This is a genomic window from Flavobacterium ustbae (assembly GCF_003946915.1).
In the GTDB taxonomy this organism is placed as follows: domain Bacteria; phylum Bacteroidota; class Bacteroidia; order Flavobacteriales; family Flavobacteriaceae; genus Flavobacterium; species Flavobacterium ustbae.
Window position 1 is genome coordinate 18,914 of sequence record NZ_RPOC01000025.1, and the last position, 25,555, is coordinate 44,468.

General features: G+C 36.0%; 19 protein-coding genes. 5 read left to right on the forward strand and 14 right to left on the reverse strand.

Annotated features, from left to right (window positions below):
- Positions 1 to 35 precede the first annotated feature (35 nt).
- A complete protein-coding gene (locus EG814_RS20025; RefSeq protein ID WP_125723649.1) occupies positions 36 to 914 on the reverse strand; it encodes a DMT family transporter in 879 nt (292 codons plus the stop codon).
- A 15-nt stretch (positions 915 to 929) separates the two neighbouring features.
- A complete protein-coding gene (locus EG814_RS20030; RefSeq protein WP_125723650.1) occupies positions 930 to 1,451 on the reverse strand; it encodes a GNAT family N-acetyltransferase in 522 nt (173 codons plus the stop codon).
- A 174-nt stretch (positions 1,452 to 1,625) separates the two neighbouring features.
- On the opposite strand from EG814_RS20030, the gene EG814_RS20035 reads away from it, so the two are divergent.
- The gene (locus EG814_RS20035; protein ID WP_125723651.1) at positions 1,626 to 2,489 is read left to right on the forward strand and encodes a LysR family transcriptional regulator; all 864 of its coding nucleotides are present in this window, start codon (positions 1,626 to 1,628) and stop codon (positions 2,487 to 2,489) included.
- 2 nt (positions 2,490 to 2,491) lie between these two features.
- Here EG814_RS20035 and EG814_RS20040 read toward each other — a convergent pair whose 3' ends face one another.
- The 7 genes from EG814_RS20040 to EG814_RS20070 form a co-directional block, all read right to left on the reverse strand.
- Positions 2,492 to 2,938, reverse strand: a complete 447-nt coding sequence (locus tag EG814_RS20040) for a GNAT family N-acetyltransferase (protein ID WP_125723652.1) — start codon at positions 2,936 to 2,938, stop codon at positions 2,492 to 2,494.
- A gap of 566 nt (positions 2,939 to 3,504) precedes the next feature.
- The gene (locus EG814_RS20045; protein WP_125723653.1) at positions 3,505 to 3,831 is read right to left on the reverse strand and encodes a DMT family transporter; all 327 of its coding nucleotides are present in this window, start codon (positions 3,829 to 3,831) and stop codon (positions 3,505 to 3,507) included.
- A 264-nt stretch (positions 3,832 to 4,095) separates the two neighbouring features.
- Positions 4,096 to 4,656: a Crp/Fnr family transcriptional regulator gene (locus EG814_RS20050; RefSeq protein ID WP_125723654.1), complete on the reverse strand. Its 561-nt coding sequence runs from the start codon at positions 4,654 to 4,656 to the stop codon at positions 4,096 to 4,098.
- Positions 4,657 to 4,812: 156 nt separating this feature from the next.
- The gene (locus EG814_RS20055) at positions 4,813 to 6,303 is read right to left on the reverse strand and encodes a TolC family protein (RefSeq protein WP_125723655.1); all 1,491 of its coding nucleotides are present in this window, start codon (positions 6,301 to 6,303) and stop codon (positions 4,813 to 4,815) included.
- Positions 6,304 to 6,648: 345 nt separating this feature from the next.
- Positions 6,649 to 9,765: an efflux RND transporter permease subunit gene (locus EG814_RS20060; RefSeq protein ID WP_125723656.1), complete on the reverse strand. Its 3,117-nt coding sequence runs from the start codon at positions 9,763 to 9,765 to the stop codon at positions 6,649 to 6,651.
- Between the two features lie 51 nt (positions 9,766 to 9,816).
- The gene (locus tag EG814_RS20065; RefSeq protein WP_235831017.1) at positions 9,817 to 10,911 is read right to left on the reverse strand and encodes an efflux RND transporter periplasmic adaptor subunit; all 1,095 of its coding nucleotides are present in this window, start codon (positions 10,909 to 10,911) and stop codon (positions 9,817 to 9,819) included.
- Between the two features lie 212 nt (positions 10,912 to 11,123).
- Entirely contained in the window at positions 11,124 to 11,483 is a 360-nt protein-coding gene (locus EG814_RS20070) for a hypothetical protein (protein WP_125723657.1), read from the reverse strand.
- A gap of 229 nt (positions 11,484 to 11,712) precedes the next feature.
- On the opposite strand from EG814_RS20070, the gene EG814_RS20075 reads away from it, so the two are divergent.
- The 3 genes from EG814_RS20075 (at position 11,713) to EG814_RS20085 (ending at position 14,096) form a co-directional block, all read left to right on the forward strand.
- Positions 11,713 to 12,072 carry a nuclear transport factor 2 family protein gene (locus tag EG814_RS20075; protein ID WP_125723658.1) on the forward strand — a complete coding sequence of 120 codons (360 nt, stop codon included), beginning with the start codon at positions 11,713 to 11,715 and terminating at the stop codon, positions 12,070 to 12,072.
- Positions 12,073 to 12,246: 174 nt separating this feature from the next.
- The gene (locus EG814_RS20080; RefSeq protein ID WP_235831018.1) at positions 12,247 to 13,245 is read left to right on the forward strand and encodes a succinylglutamate desuccinylase/aspartoacylase family protein; all 999 of its coding nucleotides are present in this window, start codon (positions 12,247 to 12,249) and stop codon (positions 13,243 to 13,245) included.
- Between the two features lie 209 nt (positions 13,246 to 13,454).
- The gene (locus EG814_RS20085; RefSeq protein ID WP_125723659.1) at positions 13,455 to 14,096 is read left to right on the forward strand and encodes a hypothetical protein; all 642 of its coding nucleotides are present in this window, start codon (positions 13,455 to 13,457) and stop codon (positions 14,094 to 14,096) included.
- Positions 14,097 to 14,130: 34 nt separating this feature from the next.
- Here the strand turns inward: EG814_RS20085 and EG814_RS20090 are convergent, their stop codons facing one another.
- The 5 genes from EG814_RS20090 to EG814_RS20110 form a co-directional block, all read right to left on the reverse strand.
- Positions 14,131 to 15,855 (reverse strand): tetratricopeptide repeat protein, encoded by a 1,725-nt coding sequence (locus EG814_RS20090; protein WP_125723660.1) that lies wholly within the window; start codon positions 15,853 to 15,855, stop codon positions 14,131 to 14,133.
- Positions 15,856 to 16,289: 434 nt separating this feature from the next.
- Positions 16,290 to 17,006, reverse strand: coding sequence for a 6-phosphogluconolactonase (gene pgl / locus EG814_RS20095; RefSeq protein WP_125723661.1), 717 nt, complete (start codon positions 17,004 to 17,006; stop codon positions 16,290 to 16,292).
- Complete coding sequence (gene zwf / locus EG814_RS20100) at positions 16,990 to 18,519, reverse strand: glucose-6-phosphate dehydrogenase (RefSeq protein WP_125723662.1); 1,530 nt, start codon at positions 18,517 to 18,519, stop codon at positions 16,990 to 16,992. Before zwf ends, pgl begins: the two co-directional genes overlap by 17 nt.
- Before the next feature lie 28 nt (positions 18,520 to 18,547).
- Positions 18,548 to 19,957, reverse strand: a complete 1,410-nt coding sequence (gndA, locus tag EG814_RS20105; protein ID WP_125723663.1) for an NADP-dependent phosphogluconate dehydrogenase — start codon at positions 19,955 to 19,957, stop codon at positions 18,548 to 18,550.
- A gap of 531 nt (positions 19,958 to 20,488) precedes the next feature.
- Complete coding sequence (locus tag EG814_RS20110) at positions 20,489 to 21,562, reverse strand: calcium:proton antiporter (RefSeq protein ID WP_125723664.1); 1,074 nt, start codon at positions 21,560 to 21,562, stop codon at positions 20,489 to 20,491.
- A gap of 465 nt (positions 21,563 to 22,027) precedes the next feature.
- Here EG814_RS20110 and EG814_RS20115 point away from each other — a divergent pair, with 465 nt between their 5' ends.
- Positions 22,028 to 24,529, forward strand: coding sequence for a hypothetical protein (locus EG814_RS20115; protein ID WP_235831019.1), 2,502 nt, complete (start codon positions 22,028 to 22,030; stop codon positions 24,527 to 24,529).
- Positions 24,530 to 25,555 lie beyond the last annotated feature (1,026 nt).

Sequence of the window (25,555 nt, forward strand, 5' to 3'; positions counted from 1 at the left end):
TTTTAAAAAAATCTGCGAGAAAGAAAATATGATTTTTATTCAACAGTTTTAATCTTTCGGCTTTTAAAATTCACTTCTGAAATAATAGTGGCCGAAAAAATCAAAGTTCCTCCCAAAAGCAAGCGCCAAGAAAGATTTTCTCCCAAAATAAAGAAAGCTCCAATTGCACCAAATACTGGTTCGAACAAATAAATTACCGCCACACGTTCTGCAGATAAGTAACGCTGAGAAATATTGGAAACCGTATACATAAAAGCCGTAGAAAACAAACCGCAATAAACGGCACCAAGCCAAAACGTATCATTTTTAGGGAACCAAACCGCCTGCGAATCCGTAAGTGCAATACAAAAAGTAAATAAGGCACAAAAAGCAAACATTGGAACGATAGAATACAAAAGATTTTTAGCAGCCGAATGTTTTTCGACCGAAATCAGATAAACGGCAAAGGCAAATGCGCCAGAAATCGTAAATAAATCGCCAATATTTATGGTAAATTTATCTGTTATGGCAATAATAAATAATCCTGTTAAAGCAGTCAGAGCCGCAATCCAGATCTTTAGCGGTGTATTGGTTCTATAAACGGCTAATTTCAGCATCGGAATAATAATTACCGTCAGCCCTGCAATAAAAGAACATTGCGAAGCATCTGTATATTTGAGGGCAGTAGTCTGCAACTGAATGCCCAAAAACATAGGAACCGCCAATACAAAACCTGTTTTGATGGCTTCTCGATTGATATTTTTAACGTATTTCCAAAAAACAATGCTCAGTACCGCTACAGCCAGCAGGAACCGATAAAATAAAAAGATATTAAGAGAATAATCGCCAATAGCCATTTTGGTAACCGAGTAAGAAACTCCCCAAAATGCTGTTCCAAGAATTAATAAAAACAATAAAAGCCGTCTTTTTTCCATTTTGAAAATTGTATTTTAAAGCAATGTTTTTTTCATCATTAAATCGGTTTGCTCGTCGTCTCCTAATCTAAAAATATGCGTGTCAAATTGCACAAAACCATTTTTAGTATAGAAACTTACCGCTCTGAAATTCTTTTCCCAAACGCCCAACCACATATATTTTGCTTTAATTTCTTCGGCGATTTTTTCTGCTTGTGCGTACAAAGTCTGCGCAACTTTTTTGCCGTGAAATTCCTTTGCTACATAAATGCGTTCAATTTCTAAGGCGTTTAAATCTTCTTTTTCCGTTTGGGCATTTCCTGTATTCAATTTCAAATAGCCAACGATTTTTTCATCTAAAACGGCTAAATAAAAATAGGAAGAAGCATTATTTAATTCGGCACTCAGTTTTGCTGTAGCAAAGCTTTCGTCTAGATATTTTTTCATGTTTTCTTCGCTGTTTACATCGGCAAAGGTCTCAGAAAAAGTTTGTCTGCCAATCGATTGAAGTTTTAAAACGTCATCAATTGCTGCTTTGGTTATTTTTAGATTGTTCATCGTATTTATTTTTAGTTACAAAACCTGACAGGTTTGCAAGTTTGCTATGTTTTTTTAAATAAGTGAAACGCCTATCTGCGTGTTCAATATCCTATGATTCTATGTGTTAAAAAAATTAAGCTTTAATGCATTAAAAGCTCTTTTTCATTCTTAATAAATGCGTAAATTGCATCAATGGATTTACAGCAGATTAAATATTTTCTAGCGTTATCACGCGAACTTCATTTCTGGAATACTGCCGGAAAAATGAATATTACACAATCAGCACTTAGTCGTCAGATTCAATCTTTGGAGAATCAGCTTGGCGTCCAACTTTTTGAACGGAATAAACGCAATGTCAAACTTACGGCGGCTGGTCAATTCTTAAAAGAAAAATGGGAGGTAGAATTGAGTAAATTAGAATTTATTCATCAATCTGCCCGCCAGATTCAGTTAGGGGAGAGCGGTACGATTACCATTTCTCATCCTGATTCTATTTCGGCCTCTCTTATGCCCGATATTTTATCCCGTATTTCTGATGCTTTTCCGAAACTTAAAATCAAATTGGTTCAAGTTCTTTACGAAAACCAGCAGGATTTTCTCCGTAACTATAAAATAGATCTAGCCATAACCAGAGATATTAATAATGCCAAAGATATTCAGTCTAAAAAAATCTATACCGATCATTTAGCTATTGTGGTTCCCGAAGATCATCCGTATCAAACTCCAGAAGATCTGACGAAAGAAACACTTGGATCGCAAAAGTTTATTTTGCCAACTAATGATGAAGGAAGCAGTTACAGCGATCTCATCAGAAGGTTATTCCATTCTTTAGAAAATGCTCCAGAAGTATATCTTCATTCTGAATTTGGCTCTTCTATTATTGCTTTGGTTCGAAAAGGGCTCGGAATTGGAATTTTACCCGATTCGTATCTTTTTCATGAGATTCCGGGAATCCGATTTATCAAACTTCCTTTAGAAACCGATTTGTACATTAATTGGAGAACCGAAGACCATAATCCTGTGTTGGCCAATGTTTTGAAACTGATTATTCCCTAAACTTATGCACGTAACATTTCGATATGCGGAATTCCGTCTTCATCATAAACTTCTCCTTGTTCGGCAAATCCGAGCGATTGATAAAATTGAGATAAATGATATTGCGCACTGATTCTGATTGGTGCTTTTCCAAACTTTTCTTCACAGCCTGCTATAGAAGCTTCCATCAGTTTTTTGCCTAAACCCAATCCGCGGTGAGTTCGCGCAATAACTACTCTTCCAATAGAAATTTCATTATAAGAAATTCCAGAAGGAAGCAAACGCGTCACGCCTGCTAATTCATTATCAACAAAATACAATAAATGAAAACCTTTTTGGTCTTTATTGTCTAAATCAAGATAAGGGCAGTTTTGCTCTACAACAAAAACATCGCTTCTTAAACGAAGCATATTGTACATTTCGTGATTGGTTAATTCGTCAAAAGATTTAATGGAATGGCTGAATGTCATTTTAATTTTAGGCTTTAATTTTTGACAAAGATAGAAGAGGAAATAATGTGATAAAATGCTATTTTTTTATCATGTGATGCGTAAAATGCATTAGTTGTTTTTGAATTAGATAATTAGGAAAATAGAAAATAGAAAATAGAAAATAGAAAATAGAGAATAGAGAATAGAGAATAGAGAATAGAGAATAGAGAATAGAGAATAGAGAATAGAAATTGTATTATTACTCCCAATTTTTAAACATAGCCCAAGGTTTCAACCTTGGGTACGCAATGAATATCAATAACGATATTTATGATCTTAACGTACCCAAGGTTGAAACCTTGGGCTATGTTCTATATGCAGTGGATAAGCTTTGTCAAAGTTCTGAAAAGCCAACAGCTATGTGTTAGAAACTAGTTTCTTTCAATTTCCTTTTTTTGGAGAGAATAATCTATGTTTCTATGTGTTTAAAAACAAAAAAACTTTGTCAAAGGTTTTAACTTTGACAAAGTTGAATGTAACAATTTTAAAAGTTTCAAGTTAAGTTGAGTAACGTGAAACTTGAAACCTGAAATAAAAATATATTTTTAGTGCGAAACCGCTTTTAAACCAACAATAGAACCAACTAGAGTTGCTAAGAAGAACAATCTCCAGAAAGCAGCAGGTTCTTTAAAAACAAAGATTCCGACCAGAACGGTTCCGACAGCTCCAATTCCAGTCCAGACAGCATAAGCAGTTCCAAGCGGAAGCGTTTCTGTAGCTTTCATTAGTAACAGCATACTAACCGTTAGTGATATGAAGAAACCAATATACCAATAGTACATTTCGGTTCCTGTTGTTTCTTTTGCTTTTCCGAGACATGAGGCGAAGGCAACTTCGAACAAGCCTGCAATGATTAAGATAATCCAGTTCATATAGTTAAAATTTTATGGTGCAAAGTTCTTTTATGGAAATCTAAAATAATTTAACAAATGATAAAAAATGAAATTATTTTAGTCAGTTTCAATCAATAGCAAAATCCAATTTAGTCTGCTAAAATTTTTTATTCCCGATAGCTATCGGGAGCGTGAAATATTTTTTGCGTATAGATTTTTCACGCAGATTTACACAGATTAAAGCAGATTTGCTAAGATTAAAATAATCTGAAAGGTAGGATTGAAGGAAGATTTCTCAATTGGTTATTTTAACTCAGCACGTATTCTGCTCAAACTGACTTGTGTAATTCCCAAATAAGAAGCAATATGCCCTAATTGTACCCTTTGAAGCAGTACAGGATGATCTTTCATTAATTCTAAGTATCTTTCAGAAGCATTTTTAAATTGTTTGGAGATCAAACGTTCTTCGGTTTTAATCAATTCTTTTTCTGCAAATTTTCTTCCCCAATTGGCTATATGCACATCTTCATTAAAAAGTTTTCTTAGGTTTTCCGTTTTGAGTTCGTACAATTCGCAATCTTCCAAAAGTTCAATGTTTTCATATCCAGGCTGATCTTCTACATAACTCTTCATAGAAATAATAGTTTCGCCTTCTTTTCCAAACCAAAAAGTAACTTCATTATCTCGCTCCACATACGCTCTTACCAATCCTTTTTTTATAAAATAAATATTCGATTCTATTTTGTTAGCTTTTAACAAAATATGCCCTTTCGGGAAAGCAATTTCGGAAACATTATTTTGCAACGCCAATTTGGATTGATCGGGAAGTTCGTAAATAAGGTCAAGAATTTTGGAAATATCCATCAATGGAATTTTAGTATTTTAGAATAAAGGTAAAAAGTAAACGGGAAATGAGAGTTATTTTAATAAAAAAATCCCATTTCGATTAAGAAATGGGATATAAAACAACCTCTGCGATGAGCTATTATAAACAGAAGCGATTTTTGACCAACATATAAACTAATTTATTCCTCCGCCTAGAGCTTTATACAGCAATACTTGTGAGTTTGCATTTCGAAGCTGGATGTCTACAAAGTCCAGTTCGGCCTCCAATTTATTTTTTTGCGCGTTAATGATTTCCAAGTAATTGGCATAACCGCTCAAATACAGATCATTTGAGACATTTACGGCAATTTCGAGATGGTCAATTTCATCCAATTTATGTTTTAAAACATCTTGATAAGCTTGATTTCTGTGCAGTAAAGCACTTAATTCGTTAAAAGCTGTTGTAACTGTATTTTGATATTGAATAAATGAGATTTCCTGTCTTTTATTTGAAACAAAAAAATCCTGTTTGATTTGACCTTTGTTGAAAACAGGCGCTGTCAATCCGCCCAATAATTGCCAAGCGAACGATCCTGCATCAAATAAAGTATTGAACGAAAACGAATTAAAACCTGCATATCCGCCCAAATTTACAGTTGGGAAAAATGCCGCACGCGCCGATTTTGCATCGGCGTTACTTGCCAATAATTCGAAATACGCTTCAGATACATCTGGTCTTTTGTGAATAATAGAATCTACGCTTATTTTTTGGTTTAAAACTTCTAAACGTCCAGACAAGAAATCACCGCTTCTGTCGATTTTTCCGCCGTATTCGCCCAAAAGTGTCAATAAAGCTTTTTCGGTCTGATCGATGCTTAGTTTTAACTCTGAAGCCTCTGCATGAATGTTACTGTTTTGCGCATTAAATTGTTGTACAGCCAATTCAGTTGCTTTTCCAACAGATCTTTGAGCAGAAACGATATCTAATGCTCTTTCCTGCGTTTTTAAGTTATCATCGTAAATGGCAGCTTGTTTGTCTAAAGCAATTAATTTGAAATACAAATCGGCAACATCTCCTAAAAGGCGTGTCTGTAACAAACGCATTCCTTGCTGAGAAGCAAAAAATCGCTGTTGCGCGGCTTTTTTACGATTGCTCAATTTTCCCCAAATGTCAGCTTCCCAAGAAACTTTAGCTCCTAAAAACAAGTTAGGTGTAACATCTTCGTTAATTCTCTGTCTTTCGGTAATATTCTGAGAAAAATTAGTGTCATAATTACCAACTCCGTCCATTGTATATTTTCCGTAGTGCGTTCCAGAAGCATCAGCCACAAGATCTAAAGAAGGAAGAAGAGCCAGTTTGGCCACTTTTAAATGCGAATTGGCAATTAAAATTCTTTCTTGCATAATTAAATAATCAGGATTCTTGGCAACTGCTTTTTTTAGCAATGCGTCTAATTTCTCATCCTTGAAAAAAGTTTCTGTTTTTAACGGAATAAAAGGCGTAGTCCCACTTACAGCTTCTTTTGTTTTTGTGTCAAAATTTTCTGGAAGCTTTGCTGCGTCTAATTTGTCACTGACTTTTGGTGCAGAACAAGCAGTCAAAAGTAAAATTCCCGTAATTATAACGGCACTTTTGGTTGTCCTTATCGCATCAGTATTTTTATATTGATTTAGTATGTTTTTCATTTTTTCAATTTATTTGTTTTGTCTGCTAAATTTTTTTGAAACACATAGAAACATAGATTTTTTTATCTCAAAAAGAGTTTAGAAAGAAACTCGTTTCTAACACATAGCTTTGTGGAATAAACTTTGTCAAAGCTTTGCGTTTTTAAACCCGACAGGTTTTTAAAACCTGTCGGGTTTGTAACGTTGAAATCATTTTTTTACACATGCTTTGCGCAATCAACTTTGTCAAAGTTTCAAACTTTTACAAAGTTTTTTACAAAGTGTAGCTATGTGAATTAAAACTAAGTGAAACGCCTTTATACGGTTTCTATATCCTATGATTCTATGTGTTTAAATAAAAACTCATTAAGATTTGCTCATTCGTTTTTCCAATTTTGCAAACAGTATATAAAGTCCAGGAATAATCAAAAGACCAAATACTGTCCCGATTAACATTCCTCCCGCAGCTGCTGTTCCGATAGAACGGTTACCAATTGCACCCGCTCCAGAGGCAATACAAAGTGGAATCAATCCTGAAATGAAAGCGAACGAAGTCATCAAAATAGGACGGAAACGTAGTCTAGCTCCTTCAATAGCGGCTTCGACAATATCTCGGCCGAGTTTGTTTTGCGCCATGGCAAATTCTACAATCAGAATGGCATTTTTGGCGAGCAGACCAATCAGCATGACGAGTGCTACTTGCGCGTAAATATTATTGTCTAATCCGACCATTAAAAGGGCTAGGTAAGACCCAAATACTCCAACTGGAAGACTCAACAATACTGGGAACGGAAGCAGTAAACTTTCGTATTGTGCGGCCAATAATAAGTATACAAAAAGTATACACAGCCCAAAAATGTATATCGTTTGGTTACCCGAAAGAATCTCTTCACGCGTCATACCAGACCATTCCAATTCAAAACGGCTTGGCAGTTTTTCTGCAGCAATTCTTTCTACAGCAGCAATCGCGTCACCTGAACTATAACCTTCAGCTGGTTCACCGTTAATCATAGCCGACATGTACATATTGTAACGTGTTAGAACCTCTGGACCGTAAACTCTTTCTAATCTAATGAAAGTAGAAAACGGAACCATTTCGCCTGCATCATTTTTCAAATACATATCCAAAATGCTTTCAGGATTTTGACGAAACTGCGGACTTGCCTGAACCATTACTTTATACATTTGAGAGAAACGGATAAAATTGGTCGCATAAAAAGAACCTAACATAGTCTGTAAAGTACTCATGGCATTGTCTACAGAAATGCCTTTTTTGGCCGCCAAATCGTAATCGATATGAATTAAATATTGCGGGAAAGTGGCATCAAAACTCGAAAATGAGTTCTGAATTTCTGGCGAAGCATTTAATTCTTTAAGAAATTCTTTCGTTACTTTATCGGTATTGGTAATGCTTCCTCCAGATTTGTCCAATAAACGAAGCTCGAAACCACTCGTATTACCAAAACCAGGAACGGTTGGCGGAGCAAAAATCTCGATTTGTGCATCGCTAATATTTTTTGTTTTTTCTGTAAGCTCGGCCATAAATTCGGTTACCGAAATATCACGCTCGCTCCAATCTTTTAAATTGATCATTCCCATACCGTACGAAGCTCCGGCGATTTCAGTTACAATGCTGTAACCGGCAAGTGTTGTAACATTATCAACGCCTTGAATTCCTTTGGCAATTCTAGTTACTTCGTCTAAAGCTTTTTCGGTACGTTCTACCGTTGCTCCTTGCGGAGTTGTAACACTTACATACACCATTCCCTGATCTTCTGTTGGGATAAATCCAGATGCTAAAAATCGAGTTGTACCCCAAGTTAAGATACAAAATAGCACTAATAATCCAACAGTAACCGTGTTTCGATCGGCAAATTTTACTAATACTTTGATGTATTTTGACGTAATATTATCAAACCAATGATTAAATCTGTTGAAGAATCGGTCTAAAAGTGATTTTTTCTCTTTATTTGGGTCGTGCGCTTTCAGCATAATAGCACAAAGGGCAGGAGTAAGGGTAAGAGCGTTTATACCTGAAATTACGATACTAATTGCCATCGTTAAAGAGAACTGTCGGTAGAAAACTCCAACCGGACCGCTCAAGAAAGCTACCGGAATAAACACTGCAGCCATTACGATGGTAATTGCAATAACGGCACCTGTAATTTCTTTCATTGCACTAATGGTCGCGTCCATTGGTGACATATGTTCTTCGGATATTTTTACGTGAACGGCTTCGACAACGACAATCGCGTTATCGACCACAATTCCGATCGAAAGTACTAAGGCGAAAAGCGTCAATAAGTTGATCGAGAATCCCATCATCGACATAAAGGTAAATGCACCAATAAGCGCAACAGGAACCGCTAAAACTGGAATCAAAGTCGATCTCCAATCTTGAAGGAAAAGGAAAACGACAAATGCCACTAAAATAAAGGCTTCTACCAAAGTTCTTAATACTTCATGAATCGAAGCGTCAAGGAAACGTGATACGTCATACGCAATATTGTATTCCATTCCTGGAGGGAAAGAAGATCCTTTCAGCTCGGCCATTTTTTCTTTTACGCTTGCAATTACTTCAGAAGCGTTAGAACCTGGACGCTGTTTCAACATGATCGATGCAGAAGGTTTTCCGTCGGTTTTAGAAACCATTCCGTAACTCATCGCACCAAATTCAATTTTAGAAATATCTACTAATCTTAAAATTGTTCCATCTGAATTAGATCTTAACGGAATTTGTTCATACTGCTCTGGTTCAAAGAATTTTCCCCCATACTTAATTACGTACTGAAGCTGATTGTTCATTTGTCCTGAACCTTCACCCACTTTACCGGGTGCAGCAGAAATGTTTTGTTTTTGAAGTGAATTAATCACTTCATTAGCCGAAATATTATACGAAAGCATCTTTTCTGGATCCAGCCAGACACGCATCGAATATTCTTTCTGCCCCATGATTTCGGCACGACCTACACCATCAATACGTTTTAATTCCTGAAGAATATTAATATCCGTAAAGTTGAAGATAAACTGCTCATCCTGAGTTTTGTCGGTACTCGTAATATTCAAGTACATCAACATACTGTTTACCTCTTTTTCGGTCGTAACACCAGCACGAATAACCTCTTCTGGAAGTTCGTCCAGAATTGTCGTTACCCTGTTTTGCACGTTTACGGCGGCAAGATCGGGATCGGTTCCTACTTCAAAGAAAACCTGAATTAAAGTTAAACCATCGTTGGAAGTTACGGTTGACATATACGTCATTCCTGGAACTCCATTTATGGCTCTTTCTAGCGGAAGGGCAACGGCATTGGCCGAAACCTCTGCATTTGCTCCTGTATATTTTGCTGTAACGGTTACAGACGGTGGTACAATGTCTGGGAACTGGGTGATGGGAAGCTGAAACAACGCCAGCAATCCCAAAAGGACTATCATAACCGAGATGATTAATGACAATATTTTCCTTCTGATAAATAGCTCTATCATTTTAAATTTTTTAGATAAATAATTAAATAACTGTTTTACAAGTCGATAAACCTATATTTGTTTCATATTGATTTTATCGCCGTCTCTCAATGATTGTGTACCCTCTTGTACAATTAGGTCGTCGCTTTTTAGACCGTCATTTAAGATGTACACATCATCTAGAGTGGTTTCAATTGTAACATTTGTCATTTTAACTACTCCATCTTTGTTCACGCGAAAAACATATTGTTTGTCTTGAATAGAAAAAACAGCTTTCTGCGGAATTAAAATTGCATTGGTTTTTGGTTCTGAAATAATGAGTTTTCCAGAAGTTCCGTGTTTGATAAATCCTTGCGGATTGTGAAATTTTGCTTTGTATTGGATAGAACCAGTCTGCCTGTCGATTTCTCCGTCAGCCGTTTTTAGTTCTCCTTTTTGGTCGTAAACCATTCCATTTGGCAATACCAGTTTAATATCTCCATGCTTGTTTAAGGTTTTGTCTTCCATCATTTGGAAATAGGTATTCTCTGGAATAGAGAAATAGGCATACACATCATCTAATTGAGAAACAGTTGTCAGTAAAGAACCGTTTTCAACTAAACTTCCTTCTTTAAACGGAATTCTATCAACAGTTCCGTCAAATGGCGCGCGGATTGTGGTAAAACCAATCTGCTGATCTATTGCTTTTTTCTCTGCAAGTGCATGGGCAACTTTCGCAGAAGCGGCTTCATATTTTGCTTTAGACAATTCTAATTCTTTGTCTGCAATTACTTTTTTATTGAAAAGCGTTTGTGCTTGTTCCAATTCGACAGTTGCAATTCTTAAGTCAGCTTTAGCGCTTTTGTAAACGGCTTCGGCCTTTAGAAGCTGAATTTGAAGCTCCACGTCACTTATTTTGAAAAGAACTTGTCCTTTTTTTACTTTTTGTCCCTCGCTAACGTATACTTTGTCTAATAAACCAGGAATACGAACGTGAATTTCTACATTGTTTTTAGCATGCACATCGGCAACAAATTTGCTCGAAACTATGGTGTCTTTTAAAGTTACCTTGTAAACAGGTACTGTTTTTATGTTGTTAGAATCTTTTTTTAATTTATCTCCGCACGAGACTAAAACGAATAAAGCCAAAGTGCATAAAAGAAATGGATTTTTATAAATGCTCATCATTAGGTGAATTTTTGAATAAATAGATATTCTCCCTTGCTTGGTGAATACAGGGAGTATGAATTTGGATTTAGAAAATAAAAGGATTACGAATACTCGTTTTTGGAAAAAGTACCGCAATAAAAAATGTTTTTATAGCAATAACTGCTCAATCGCATCAGCAAATGAGGTATTGTTCTAAAATTAGAAATATAAAAACGACTAAGTCCTGTAGCCTAGAAAAGCTGGTACAAATGAAGATGAGGATGTCTTTCTATGTGGTATATAGAAGCTATACCATATATTAAACTTTTTTTGTAAAGTGTAAAGTTGACTAAATTGCTAAAATAAGGAGCTTTGATCGTACTTTGTTCTAAAGTAGTTGCTCTTGATTTTATTTTCTTTTTAAGTTTATAATGTACTTCCAGATTTTTTGTAGAAGAACAATCGGAAGAAAAAATCTGAGTATCGTCTGCTGCAACGCTATCTAAGGTAATACAGTTGCTGAAGTGATAAATCGGCTGATAAGTCTCGGTGCCTCTGAAAAAGCAAAGCAGCGATAATAAGACGATATATATGAACTTCTTAGATTTCATTCAGTGCAACGGAATTATAATTTTGTTCCTTAAAAAGCGGATTTATTTTGTTTAAAGTGCGCCAAATATAGTAATTTGAAAAGTAAGGTTTCTTAAAATTGTTTTAAAAACTATGAAAATTAAAAATTTGATAATATTTGGAGCTCGTTTTTATGGTTTTGATTTTTTACTGACTTTCTAATTAATAAGTTAGTATTACTATCTTAGTACAATAATTTAAAACTACAAAATGTCAAATCAATTTCACGAAGTAATCGCAAAAGCATACAATGCTTTTAACGAAAGAAATATCGATAATTGTTTAGCTACGATGCAGGAAGATGTGCAATGGTCTAAAGCTTGGGAAGGCGGATACATTGTTGGACACGACGAAATAAGACAATATTGGACAAGGCAATGGTCGGAGATTAATCCAAAAGTAGAGCCAGTTGGTTTTGACGAAAGAGAAAATGGAAGCCTTGAAGTTCGAGTTCATCAAAATGTAAAAGACTTGCAAGGAAATGTGATGTTTGACGGATTGGTGAAACACGTTTATACTTTTCAAGAAGGCTTGATTAAAACCATGGATATTGAATTAGTCGAGAATTAGTTGCAAGCATAATGAATAGACTAATTGTTTTAGTGTAATTTTTATATTAGAGATTCTTTTTAGTTAAAGCCTTATCTTTGCGTTTCAAGAATGCAAGGAAACGAACTTTGTTTCCTATAATAAAAATAATACCGCGTGAATCACTTAAAGCTTTTCGGAACAAAATTAATGCTAATGCTATCCATAATTGGTTATGGACAAAATCTAGACAAAATCATAAAAGAAAATATCGGAAAAAGGACAGATACTTTGGTTCAGTTCAAAACTGACTCGCCTTATAATTATATGCCTGTAACTATTATCTCAGGAAAAGAAAAAGGGCCCGTTTTTACCATTATTGCTGGCATACACGGTTATGAATATCCTCCAATTTCAGCCGTGCAGGAATTACTTAAAGAAATTGATCCGAAAAAATTAAATGGAACTTTGGTTGTGGTTCCAATCGCCAATGTGGGGTCGTTTTATAGAAGAACGCCATTTGTAAATCCTGCAGATCATAAAAACCTGAATAATGCTTTTCCAGGTTCAGAAACGGGGACAATTACAGAGCAGATTGCCAATTATATAACCAAAGAGATTATTCCGCAATCAGATGTTTTTCTAGACATTCATGGAGGCGATGCCAACGAAGATCTGCTTCCGTTTGTTTGCTATTACAACAATACAGAAGAAGAAAAGAAGACACTTTTAAGTGCTAAACTTTCCGAGATTTCAGGAATTAATCATATTGTTTCGTACCCGTACACAATTACGAAAACAGAACCTGCCAAATATGCGTTTAAACAAGCCTCACAAAACGGAAAAACCGCGCTAAGCATCGAAGCCGGAAAACTTGGTAATGTACAGACAGAATCGGTGCATTTGATAAAAAAAGCAGTTTATAATATGCTGAATTACATGGAAATGTATAGCAACGGAACAGCTTCTGTAAAAAATCCTTCAGCTGTTTATTTAGATAATCAGGGATATGTAAAAGCAGAAATTTCCGGAATTTTTCATAGCACTTTAAAAAGCGGAGATTACATTAAAAAAGGCGATAAAATTGGTTTTGTTTCTGACGAATTTGGAAAGGTTTTAATGGAAGTAAAATCACCATCAACTGGAATTATTTTGTATAAAATTGGTACGCCGCCTGTAAATAAAGGCGAGACTGTTTTTTGTATTGGGTTTTGAGATAGGTATAAATATTTGTTTATAAACTCAAGTTAGAATCGTTTAAAGTCAGAGACTTTAGAAGTGATAATGTTTAAGAAGTCAAGAAAAATAGCGCAAAGTCGGAGACATTTGCGCAACGATATTAAGTGAATACTTTGCGTAACGTGGGGGGCTCCAAGTTACGGAATCTTAAATTCGACTTATCAAACATTTAATACAGGTAAATAATGGATTTTAAATTACTAATAATATTATTTTTTAGTTTATTGTTTATAAGTTGTGATAATAAATTGCAAAATGTTGACGATGTTCAATTTGCCATAGAAGATTTTTATGCTGGGAAAGATTCAGTGTTAAATATTAGACTAATAAATAATTCGCATAAAAATTATTATATCACGCTTGATACAAATAGAACTTATAATTATTCTGCATTTAATGAAAAGTTTAATAAAAGTGTGATTTTAAAACCATTGATATATAATGATGGGAAATTAGTGTCACTAAAAGGGGAGAGATTCGTAAGTAAAACAATTGGAACAAGAAAAAACAAATGTATAGAAGATGAGCTTATTAAATCTGATGAGTTTTATAAAAATTATGTAACTTTAAAAAATGCTATTTTTTTAAAAAGTAAGACTTCAAGGGTTGTAACCATACCATTTTCTTTAAATTTTAAGACATGTTTTTCAACTAATCGTTATGACTTAAAAAAACTTAAAAAAAATGAACTCAAAATTGAATTCAAGATGACAAAAGAAATATTAGAAAATGATGTGCCAATTAGAAAGCGAGATTCATTGAAAAAGAAAGGATTTATTCCTTATTACCAAACAATCGTTTCTAATACAGCAAAAATATTCTTATAAAGCATTGTGGCGATATCAAAGAAGTAAAAAGCTGTCACTCCAAAATACTAGAAGAACTCACAATATTCACATCCGCATATTGCCAAGAATCATCAAAAGAGGTTTTAATTTTTAAAGCCTCTTTTTCTTTTTTCTGCTGAGATAGAGCATTGTAAAGTCCGATTAAGGCGAAGCCATTTTTTGGGAATGTTTGTAAATCTTGTCTGTAGATTTTTTCTGCTTCGGCATATTTTTCTGCTTTCAGCAAAACGACTCCTAAATAGTGTCTTACAGAGAAAAACCAATCGGGAGGTTCGTTGTAATTTAAGCGATCTTCAATTTCTAATGCTTTGTTTAAAAGTGCAATTGCTTTATCTAAATTGTTCTTTTTTGCTTCAATTCCTGCTGAGAGAACGTTATTGGCAATCTGAACCAAATCGTACGTAGTGTTGATATTCCAGATTGTTATCTCTTTTAAAGTTTGATCTTTGGCTAATTCGTTAAGAAAAACCAGTTGTTTTTCGGCATTAGCAATATCTTTTTTTCCAAGATAAGCCATTCCTTTGGCGTAATGCCAGATTGAGTTTGGATAAACAAGATCTTTTTCAGGTTGTGGAATTTTCATAATCTTATCCCACATTGAGAATTTTACGGCTATATAATACGGAATGCTATAATAATGCTGCAAAGTTCCCCAGCCCGCTTCACGCATAATTTTAGGCGAAATATGTTGCTGTAATGTCAGTGCCGATTTCCAAGCCAATTGTGAATTTCCTTCTAAAGCTGCTGTTGCCGTTAAAAAATGATAGTTATGCGGATAATAAGCTAGAGGATAAGCGCCTTGCGCATTACAAGTAGTGGAGTAAAGACTATCAATTCTCACGGCTTCAATATTGGAAAGTGTGCCTTCGTGATAATCTCCTGTGCGAATGTAAATATGAGAAGGCATGTGTACCAAATGTCCCGAACCCGGAACCAATGTTTCTAGCAATTTAGCACTTTTGAGTCCGTTTTCTGGATGTGCAGAAGCTTCTACAGCGTGAACTAAAAAATGATGCGCACTGGGATGTTTCGGATTCTTTTTAATTAATTCGTTTAAAATAGCTAATATTTGCGGTGTCCATTTTTTCGGAATCTCCGTATCTTTTTCATACAAATCCCAAGGATGAAGATTCATAAGAGATTCGGCGTAAAGCGTTCCAATATCAGGATCTGAAGAGAATTTGAGATGTACCTTTTTCATTGCAGCGGCATAAGCAGTATCTAAAGGTTTTCTGTTTGCAGGGGGATTTTTTGTGTAACGTACAGACAAAGCATCAATCATAGCAATTTCTTTCGGCGTGCATTTTGCAGCAAGTTTTTTGGCTTTTTGAGCCGCATCATAAGCGCGCTGAAAATTATCTTCTTCCATTCCGCCATTATAATTCGGATCTAAAACATACGCAAAACCCCAATGCGCCATAGCACAGTTCGGATCTAAACGGCTGGCTTCGTAAAATGATCTTGCGGCTTCGGCGTGATTGAAACCGTAAGCCAGCATCAATCCCTGACTGAAGTATTTCTGCGCTTCTGGATTATTCGTAGAAATTTTAAACGAAATGCCATCAAGTCCTTTAAATTTTGGTGCTTTTTTATTTTGTGTATACCAATCTTTGTCATTCGTTTTTGGAATGTAGCAGCCTTGCGTTGCATTAACTTTAACAGATTTGGGTTTTGTGTTTTTTTCTTTGCAGCAAACAAAAAGAAGAAAAACAGCAATTAGGAAGTAATTATATTTCATTGCAAAATTGGATTTGAAATTATATAATTCGTATAAAAGTCTGTTAAGGGAGAATAGCCAATAGATTTGAACAGGAGGTATTATGCAAATTTAGATAAAAAGAAATATATTCTTTGTAAATATTTTTTTTTCAGTGTTGTGTGTTTTTTATTTCACGCAGATTTTAGAAAGATTGAAGCAGATTAGCACAGATTTTTTAAAAATTAATCTGCCAGATCTGCTAAATCTGCGAGAGAAAAAATAAGATAAAAATGCTTATACTTTCCGCATAACTTTGGCTGAAAGAGTTTCCCGCAGATCTAGCAGATTTAGCTGATTTATCTAATTTAATCTGCTTCAATCTTTTAAATCTGTGTGAAACTATAATTGCAACAATAAAAAAGGTTTACACTTTTCAGCATAAACCTTAATTTCTATAATTATAAAAATATTTCTTAGTTTGTTCCCGCAGCAGCTTTGTCTACTAAAAACAATAATTCGCCAGATACTGGTTTAATCAATTGCATTGGGTAAAGAGTCGGATTGTATTCTCCTTTTGTAACTTCTTTCAAAGCATGTATTTTCTTTTCTCCAAAAGCCACAACCACAATTTTTTCTGCTTTGTTGATTAATGGTGCAGTAAGCGTGATGCGATACATTTTCTGTGGAGCTAAATAATAAGCGTCAACCCATTTGGTTTGTTCTTCTAAAACTGCTTCGCCTGGGAAAAGAGAAGCCGTGTGTCCGTCGTCGCCCATGCCTAAAAGAATCAGGTCAAATTTTCCCTCTTCGCCCAGAATCTTTCTGATAGTCTGTTCGTAAGTTGCCGCATATTCTTCTGGCGTAACGCCGTCTTTGTACATTTCGAAGATATTTTCCTGCGGAATAGGGACGTGGCTCAATAAGGTTGAATACGACATTTTAGCATTACTCAGATCATCAGTAAGCGGAACCCATCTTTCGTCTCCCCAAAAAATATACACTTTACTCCAGTCAATTTTGTTTTTGTAGTGATCGGATGCTAATAGTTTATAAATTCCTGCAGGAGAAGAACCTCCTGTAAGAACAGCTGTAAATTTGCCTTTTGCAGCAATAGCTTTTTCTGCAACTGCTACAAAAAGATCTGCCGCTGTAGTATTAATTTGTTCTGTATTATTATAAATCTGTATCATTTAAAACTTCTTCTTTTGTTTGTGTATTCGGAATCCATTTGTGGCCTTGGCGCGCTAACAATTCGTCAGCTTCTTCAGGTCCCCAGCTTCCTGCTTTGTAATTTGGGAAATTGGTTGGAGCAACGGTTTTCCAAACTTGCTGAATCGTATCAATTGCATCCCAGGCTTCTTCTACCTGATCCCAACGCATAAATAGAGTAGGATCTCCTAATAAAGCATCTGCAATCAATGTTTCGTAGGCCTCTGGTGACATTGTTGAACAAGCGAAATAATCAAAAATCATTTCAGCAGGTCTTAGAGACATGGACAAACCTGGCTTTTTGGTCATAAACTGCAGTTTAATGTCCATAGAAGGCTGAATGTTGATAATCAATCTGTTTGGTGTCATGCCTTCTTTTCCATAAGAAAATGAAGAATGAGGCACTGGTTTAAACTGAATTATAATCGAAGACTGTTTTTCTTCCATTCTTTTTCCTGAACGCAAATAGAACGGAATTCCCTGCCATCTCCAGTTGTCTAAATAGATTTTCATTGCTACGTAAGTTTCTGTATTAGAATCTGGTGCAATGCCTTTGTCTTGACGGTATCCCGGAACCGGAACGCCTTTTATTGCGCCAGCATCGTACTGACCTCTCACAATATAGTGATACACTTCTTCTGGCTTGATACGGCGAATTGACTTTAAAACATCTGCTTTCCTGTTACGAATGTCATCAGCGTTTAAAGAAGCAGGCGCTTCCATAGCCGTCATACATAAAATCTGAAGCAAGTGATTCTGAATCATATCTTTCAAAGCACCAACACCTTCGTAGAATCCGCCTCTTTCTTCAACGCCGACTTCTTCTGCAACGGTAATTTGCACGAAATCAATAAAATTACGGCTCCATAAAGGCTCAAACATCGAATTTCCAAAACGGAAAGCCAAAATATTCTGAACGGTTTCTTTTCCTAAATAATGATCGATTCTATAAATCTGTTCTTCTTTGAAAGTCTGTGAAAGCATTTCATTCAATTCAATTGCAGAAGCTTTATCGTAACCGAAAGGTTTTTCGATAATAATACGATCCTGTTTCGGATTTGCCGCAAGTCCAATCTTCTTGATATTACTCGAAATTGTGGAAATAAAAGAAGGTGTAATCGAAAGATAGAAAAGACGGTTGGCACGTTCGCCAAAAGCCAGATCAAAATTGTTGATTTTTTCGTTTAACCCGATATACGATTCCTCTTTGTCAATATCAAGACTGTGATACGTGATATGCGAAAGGAATTTTTCTGTTTCTGAGTCAGCAATTCCTTTTTTTCTTGAAAAGAGGTTTAGATTTTCTAAAACATAACTGCGAAAATCCTCATTGGTTTTTTCTGCTCTTCCAAGAGCAATAATCTGGAACTGTTCAGACATACGTCCGTCAAGGTACAGATTTTGAAAAGCGGGAAAGAGTTTTCTCTTTGCCAAATCTCCGGTTCCTCCAAAAATAACAATGATTGTTGGATTCTTTACTTTATTTTTAGTCATTGTGTGGTTGTGTTGTTTTCTGGTATTTTTATTCAGCCCATAGTGTATGGAAAACGCCTTCTTTGTCTATACGCTCGTACGTATGCGCTCCAAAATAATCACGTTGTGCCTGAATCATATTGGTTGGTAACTGAGCAGATCGGTAAGCATCAAAATAAGCTAGTGAATTCATTAAACCTGCAACTGGTAATCCTTTCAGAACAGCAAACTGAATTACAGCTCTCATTCCAGCTTGGTTATCTGTTAATTTTGAAGCAATTCCGCTGTCTAAAAGTAAGTTTGGTAAATCTGCTTTTGCAACGTAAGCTTTTCTAAAATCTTCTAAAATTGTTGCACGAATAATGCATCCGCCACGCCAGATTTTAGCAACCGTTTCCAAGTTTAATCCGTAGTTATATTCTTTAGAAGCTGTGTGAAGCTGAGCCAATCCTTGAGCGTAAGTCACTACAATAGAAAAGTATAAAGCCGATTTTAGAGCCGCAATCGCTTCACTTTCGTTTACACTGCTTTCATTAGCATTCCAAACTAATTTCTTAGCCGCTTCAATTCTTTCTGGTTTAGTTTTAGACATATCGCGCATGTTCACTGCCGCGTCGATTGTTGGAACCGGAACTTGTAAGTCCATCGCGTTTTGCGAAGTCCATTTTCCTGTACCTTTAGATCTTGCCCAATCCGAAATTTTATTGATTAAAAGACTTCCGTCTTCGTCTTTTTGTTTTAAGATATTTCCAGTGATTTCGATCAGATACGATCTCAAATCATCCGTTTCGTTCCATTCAGCAAAAGTTTTCTGAATCGTTTCGTCATCTAGATTATAACCTCTTTTCATAAGATCATAAATCTCAGAAATTAACTGCATGATTCCGTATTCAATTCCGTTATGAACCATTTTTACATAGTTTCCAGCAGAACCATTTCCAAGATATTCAACGCAAGGTTCTCCGTCAACTTTTGCCGCAATCGCTTCAAAAATAGGACGAAGTCTCTCGTATGCTTTTTGATCGCCGCCCGGCATCATTGCTGGTCCGCGTCTTGCACCTTTTTCACCGCCCGAAATACCCATTCCGAAGAAGTGAATTCCCTTTTCAGACAATTCTAAAAATCTTCTGTCAGTATCCGTAAAATAAGTGTTTCCACCGTCAATAATAATGTCTCCTTTATCTAAATGAGGCAGTAAGCTAGCAATAGCGCTGTCTACAGGTTTTCCCGCAGGAACCAATAACATAATCGCTCTTGGCTGCTGAATAAGTTCAACGAAATGTTTTACATCTGTAGTCGCTTCAATGGTGTGGTTGGCATCGGCTTCTTGTTGAAGAGAATTAACCTTTTCGGTGTCTAAGTCTAAACCTGCAGCCGCGAAGTTATTGCTGGCGATATTTAAAAGTAGGTTACGGCCCATTACACCAAGTCCTACAATTCCAAAATCAAATTTGCTCATAGTTTTTAATTAACTAAATTATTAGAAAGCTGTTTTTTGCAGAAAAAAGTAAGAGAAAGTACAGTAATGCTTTTTCGTTCAATGTTTTGCAGAAAAACAATGGTTGTTTTAATTTTTACATTTCAAAATGCAGAGCGCTAAGTTAGGCAAAAATGCTGAAAAAGGTGGAGTAAAATAGTTCACTTTTGGTCTTTATTGTGAAACTTTTTTATGTGTTGAAAATACATTTATTTAGTTTGTTTTTAGCTCTTTATAAAGCTATATCGTTATAATACTAGTAATGGCAATTAACGAATTTATCTATGATTTGTTTTATATAATTTGTTCTACTTTGTCAAAGTTTCAAACTTTGACAAAGTTTTTTGAGCGGAATGATTTAACACATAGAAACATAGATTTAGATTGCATATAAGGCGTTTCACTCACATAAATTCACATAGTAGCTATGTGTTAGAAATGAGTTTCTTTTTTTATTCTTTTTTGAAGTGAATAAAATTTATGTTTCTATGTGTTTAAAAAGAAATGTTAGAGCTAAGGATAAATCATCAAAAACATAAATGCAAACAGATTCACCAAAAGCACAACACCATACACAATATTCGATTTGCCTTTGCTTAAAGACAGCATAACCGTAAAAACAGACAAAGCCAATAATACAATAGATTTAATGTCGAGACCTAAAACAATAGGCATTTTCATAACGATGCAGACAGCAGCAACACTCGGAATTGTTAATCCGATACTGGCTAAGGCAGATCCTAGAGCCAAATTTAAGCTTGTTTGCAGTCTGTTTTTCTGCGCGGCTATAATAGCGGCAATAGCTTCTGGCAATAAAATAATAATCGCAATAATTACCCCAACTAAAGATTTCGGAAGATTATACCCTACAATAATCGTTTCTATAGTAGGTGATAGCGTTTTTGCCAATAAAACGACGATTCCTAGACTTACAAGAAGAAACACTAAACTGGTATAAAAAGTTTTATTGTTAATTTCTATCGGATGCAATTTTTCGGTTGCATCATCTCCATTAGTTAAGAAATATTGTCTATAGCCTTTGGTTTGCGCAAATAAAAATGAACCGTAAATGACCAAACAAGCAATCGAAGCAAAAATAAGTTGTGGTGTTGAATAATAAGAACCGTGAACACTTTCTGTAAAAGTTGGAAAAACTAAAGTAAATACAATAATAGAAATCAAAGAAACCAAACCAATCGTTACCGAAGAAGTAGAAAAATTCTGTTCGTAATGTTTGAGACTTCCAATAAGAAGACATAAACCAATAATTCCGTTTAGAATAAGCATTGTTGCAGCGTAAACAGTATCTCTCGCAAGAGAAACAGCATTTGTACCTTCTGAAAGCATGAGCGAAATAATGATAGAAACCTCAATTACAGTAATTGAAATAGCCAAAATAATAGTTCCATAAGGTTCTCCTACACGTTCTGCAATAATTTCAGAATGATGAACAGCTGACATAACGCTCAAAATAAGCAGTATGCTTGCTATAATTTGAAAAACAGTGCTGTTTTCAATCCATCCTGTAAATAGCAGCGCCCACGATAGAATCGGAATTATGATGGTCCATTGTAATAAGTGTTTCATTTGCTAGCTTTTAAAATTAATTGCAGATACCGATACGGCCAACAGAACCGGCTCCAGTTCTGTAAGATAAGGTTTTTATGGATAAAAAACTTTTGAAAAATATATTTTTAAGGACTTTTTAAGTTTGTCTGTCTGCTATATTTAGAAATTTGTCAAAGGAAAATAATTGGTTTTTTATGAATTCCGAATGATTTCCTTTCAATAAGATTTTTCCATTTGATCATTTCTTCGATCGCTGAGCAATTAGTAAAGTCACATTTTCTGTATAGAAATATCAATAGCACATCAATATTCTGCACAAAAAAAAGAGGAGTTACACACAATTTGGTTTCAAATTACAATCTGAAACAAAGTAACCGACTGAATACTAGTTTTTTTTATGCCATGAATTTAATTTTATAGAAAACAATTTTATAAGACGACCGGAAGAATAAATTTTTAATGAATAATCTAACTTTTAAATTTATGAGAAATGCTTTTCTACTAATTGCAGTTTGTCTGAGTACCATTTTGTTCTCCTGCAAAAAAGATAAAGATCAATTGAATACAGAAACGGAAAAATCTGATAGTGCCGACACTGCATTGATCGCTGACAGGGGCTGGCCTCGCGAAGCTGAAAATAACGGTACAAAACTGGTTTATTATCAGCCTCAGGTAGACGACTGGAAAGATTTTAAAGAACTGATGGCTCGTGTGGCTTTTTCGCTGACTCCAAAAGATGGGAAACAGGTTTTGGGTGTGGCTTCTATAAAGGTTGAAACACTGGTAGATAAGGACAATCGAACTGCTTTTATTAAAAATCTTCAGGTAACCGATGTGCGTTTTCCTGCTCTGGACAAAAAGAAAGTTCCTGAAATGGAAAAATTGTTTAAAGAAACACTGCCTCAAAGCGGAGATCCTATTTCGGTAGATCGCATTTTGGCCGATTTAAGCCATAACAAAATCCCAGCTAAAGGAATTGCGGGTAAAAATGATCCGCCTGCTATTTTTTACAGCACCAATCCGTCGATTTTGCTTATTGTGCAAGGCGAGCCTGTTTTGGTTCCTATTGATAAATCGGATATACAATATGTGGTAAATACCAACTGGGATTTGTTTTTTGATAAAGCAGGAAAAGATTATTATTTATTGGTTGATAATATCTGGCTGACTTCTAAAAGTGTTGAAGGCAAATGGACAAAAACGACCAAACTGCCCGCTGGTTTTAGCAATTTGCCGTCTGGACAGAATTTTGATGATGTAATTAAAATGATTCCGCCACCTTCTTCTGGAGGAGCGCCACAAGTTTTCTACAGCAATAAACCAGCAGAATTGATTGCGGTAAATGGAAACCCGAAATTTGTAAAAATTGACGGAACTAAACTAATGTATATTGACAATACCGAAAATGATGTTTTTGCAGATGAAGCCGATGGGCAATATTATGTTTTATTATCAGGAAGATGGTTTAAATCTAAAGCCTTAACAGGGCCTTGGACGTACGCAAGTAATAGCCTTCCTGCTGATTTTGCTAAAATACCTAAAGATTCTCCACGTGCGAATGTATTGTCGTCTGTACCTGGAACGCAAGAAGCCAATGATGCTGTAATGTTATCTCAAGTTCCAACAACTGCTATCTTGAAAAAATCGGACGCCGAAGCAAAAGTAAATGTAACTTATGATGGAGGAACTCCTCAATTTAAACCTATTGAAGGAACTAAAATGCAATATGCAAGCAATACTCAGGAGAAAATTGTAAAAGTAGGCGATTTGTATTATTTATGTTTTCAGGCCGTTTGGTTTATGTCGACTAGTCCGAATGGACCTTGGAAAACAGCCGATTCTGTTCCGAAAGAAATTTATACAATTCCGCCAAGTTCGCCTGTATACAATGTGACATATGTAACGCAGACCACGACCGATACAACGGTTGAAAGCAGTTCGACAGCGGGTTATTTAGGTGCTTTTATTATAGGCGCAACATTTGGTGCGATATTAACGTATGGTACAGGATGGTATTATCCGCCTTATATGTATTACGGCGGAATGTATCCAATTTACCGACCTTGGCCTTATGCATATGGAGGAGGAGCAGTTTACAATCCGTGGACTGGCGGTTATGCAGCAGGAAGACGCGTTTATGGGCCTTATGGTGCTGCAGGAACTTCGGCTTGGTATAATCCAGCAACAGGAAGATACGGACGTTCTGCAAGTGTGCAAGGCTGGTATGGAGGCCGTACTGCGGCAAGCACTTATAATCCGTGGACAGGAAATTATGCCAGAACCAATCAAGGACATAATGCCTATGCCCAATGGGGACATTCTGCGGCTACAAACGGAAATCAATGGGCGCAGACGGGGCATATTACTACGCGACGAGGAACTGCAATTGGTTATGAGACTTCTGGCGGAAAAGAAGGTGTAATTACGCATCGTCATGGCGGAGGAACTACTATTCATACCAATAACAATCTCTATGCAGGGCACGACGGACATGTGTACAAAAGAGATGCTAACGGAAACTGGAGTCATTATAACAACGGAAACGGTGGTTGGACGCAGGCAGGAACTTTAGGTTCGTCAAAAAAATCAGGAGAAGGAATTCAAAATAGAGGCAATCAGCGACTTGGTACAGATGGAGCAGGAGAAAGAATTCAGCACGATAAACCGAATCAAGGACTTGGAGCAAATGGGGCGGGAGAACGTATTCAGCCGAGAACAAACCAAAATTTAGGTGGCGAAACTAGAATTGGTGACGGAATCCAAAGAGATAATTTCCCGAAAGGAGATCAAACTTTAGGACATCCTGATAAACCGCTTGGAGAAGCTGGACATTCGGACATAACACACGATTTAGATCGTTCTGCTTTTTCTAGAGACCGAGGAGAAACGCAAAGCCGTCACTTTCAAAACGTCCAAAGAGGCGGAGGAGGAGGCTTTGGCGGAGGCGGCTTTAGAGGCGGCGGTGGCTTTAGAGGAAGAAGATAAATGATAAAAGAGAAAGGGTAATTATAATTCAGAAAATCAGGAATAGTAGCAATACTAAACCTGATTTTTTTATTTTAAACGCAAAGTTCGCAAAGCTTTGTGCTTATTTTTTAACGCAGAATACGCAGAGTTTTAATCGCGCAAAGTCGCGAAGGCACAAAGTTCTTTTTAGAAAGCTAATATATTTCACGCAGATTTGAAAAGATCTGAGCAGATCTACGCAGATTATTTAAAAGCCTTTTAGATCTGCCTAAATCTGCAGAATCTACGTGAAACAAACTTCGCGACTTTCGTGACTTTGCGAGCATTTCAGCCAGCTTTACCCAAAGCTTTGCGAACTTAAAATGTGTCCATAGATATTTCACGCAGATTTGAAAAGATCTGAGCAGATCTACGCAGATTATTATAAAAATCCTTTTAGATCTGCCTAAATCTGCAGAATCTGCGTGAAACAAACTTTGCGACTTCGTGACTTTGCGAGCATTTCAGCCAGCTTTGCCCAAAGCTTTGCGAACTTAAAATGTGTTCATAGATATTTCACGCAGATTTGAAAAGATCTGATCAGATCTACGCAGATTATTATAAAAATCCTTTTAGATCTGCCTAAATCTGCAGAATCTGCGTGAAACAAACTTCGCGACTTTCGTGACTTTGCGAGCATTTCAGCCAGCTTTACCCAAAGCTTTGCGAACTTAAAATGTGTTCATAAATATTTCACGCAGATTTGAAAAGATCTGATCAGATCTACGCAGATTATTATAAAAATCCTTTTAGATCTGCTTAAATCTGCAGAATCTGCGTGAAACAAACTTTGCGACTTCGTGACTTTGCGAGCATTTCAGCCAGCTTTACCTAAAGCTTTGCGAACTTAAAATGTGTTCATAGATATTTCACGCAGATTTGAAAAGACCTGAGCAGATCTACGCAGATTATTATAAAAATCCTTTTAGATCTGCTTAAATCTGCAGAATCTGCGTGAAACAAACTTTGCGACTTCGTGACTTTGCGAGCATTTCAGCCAGCTTT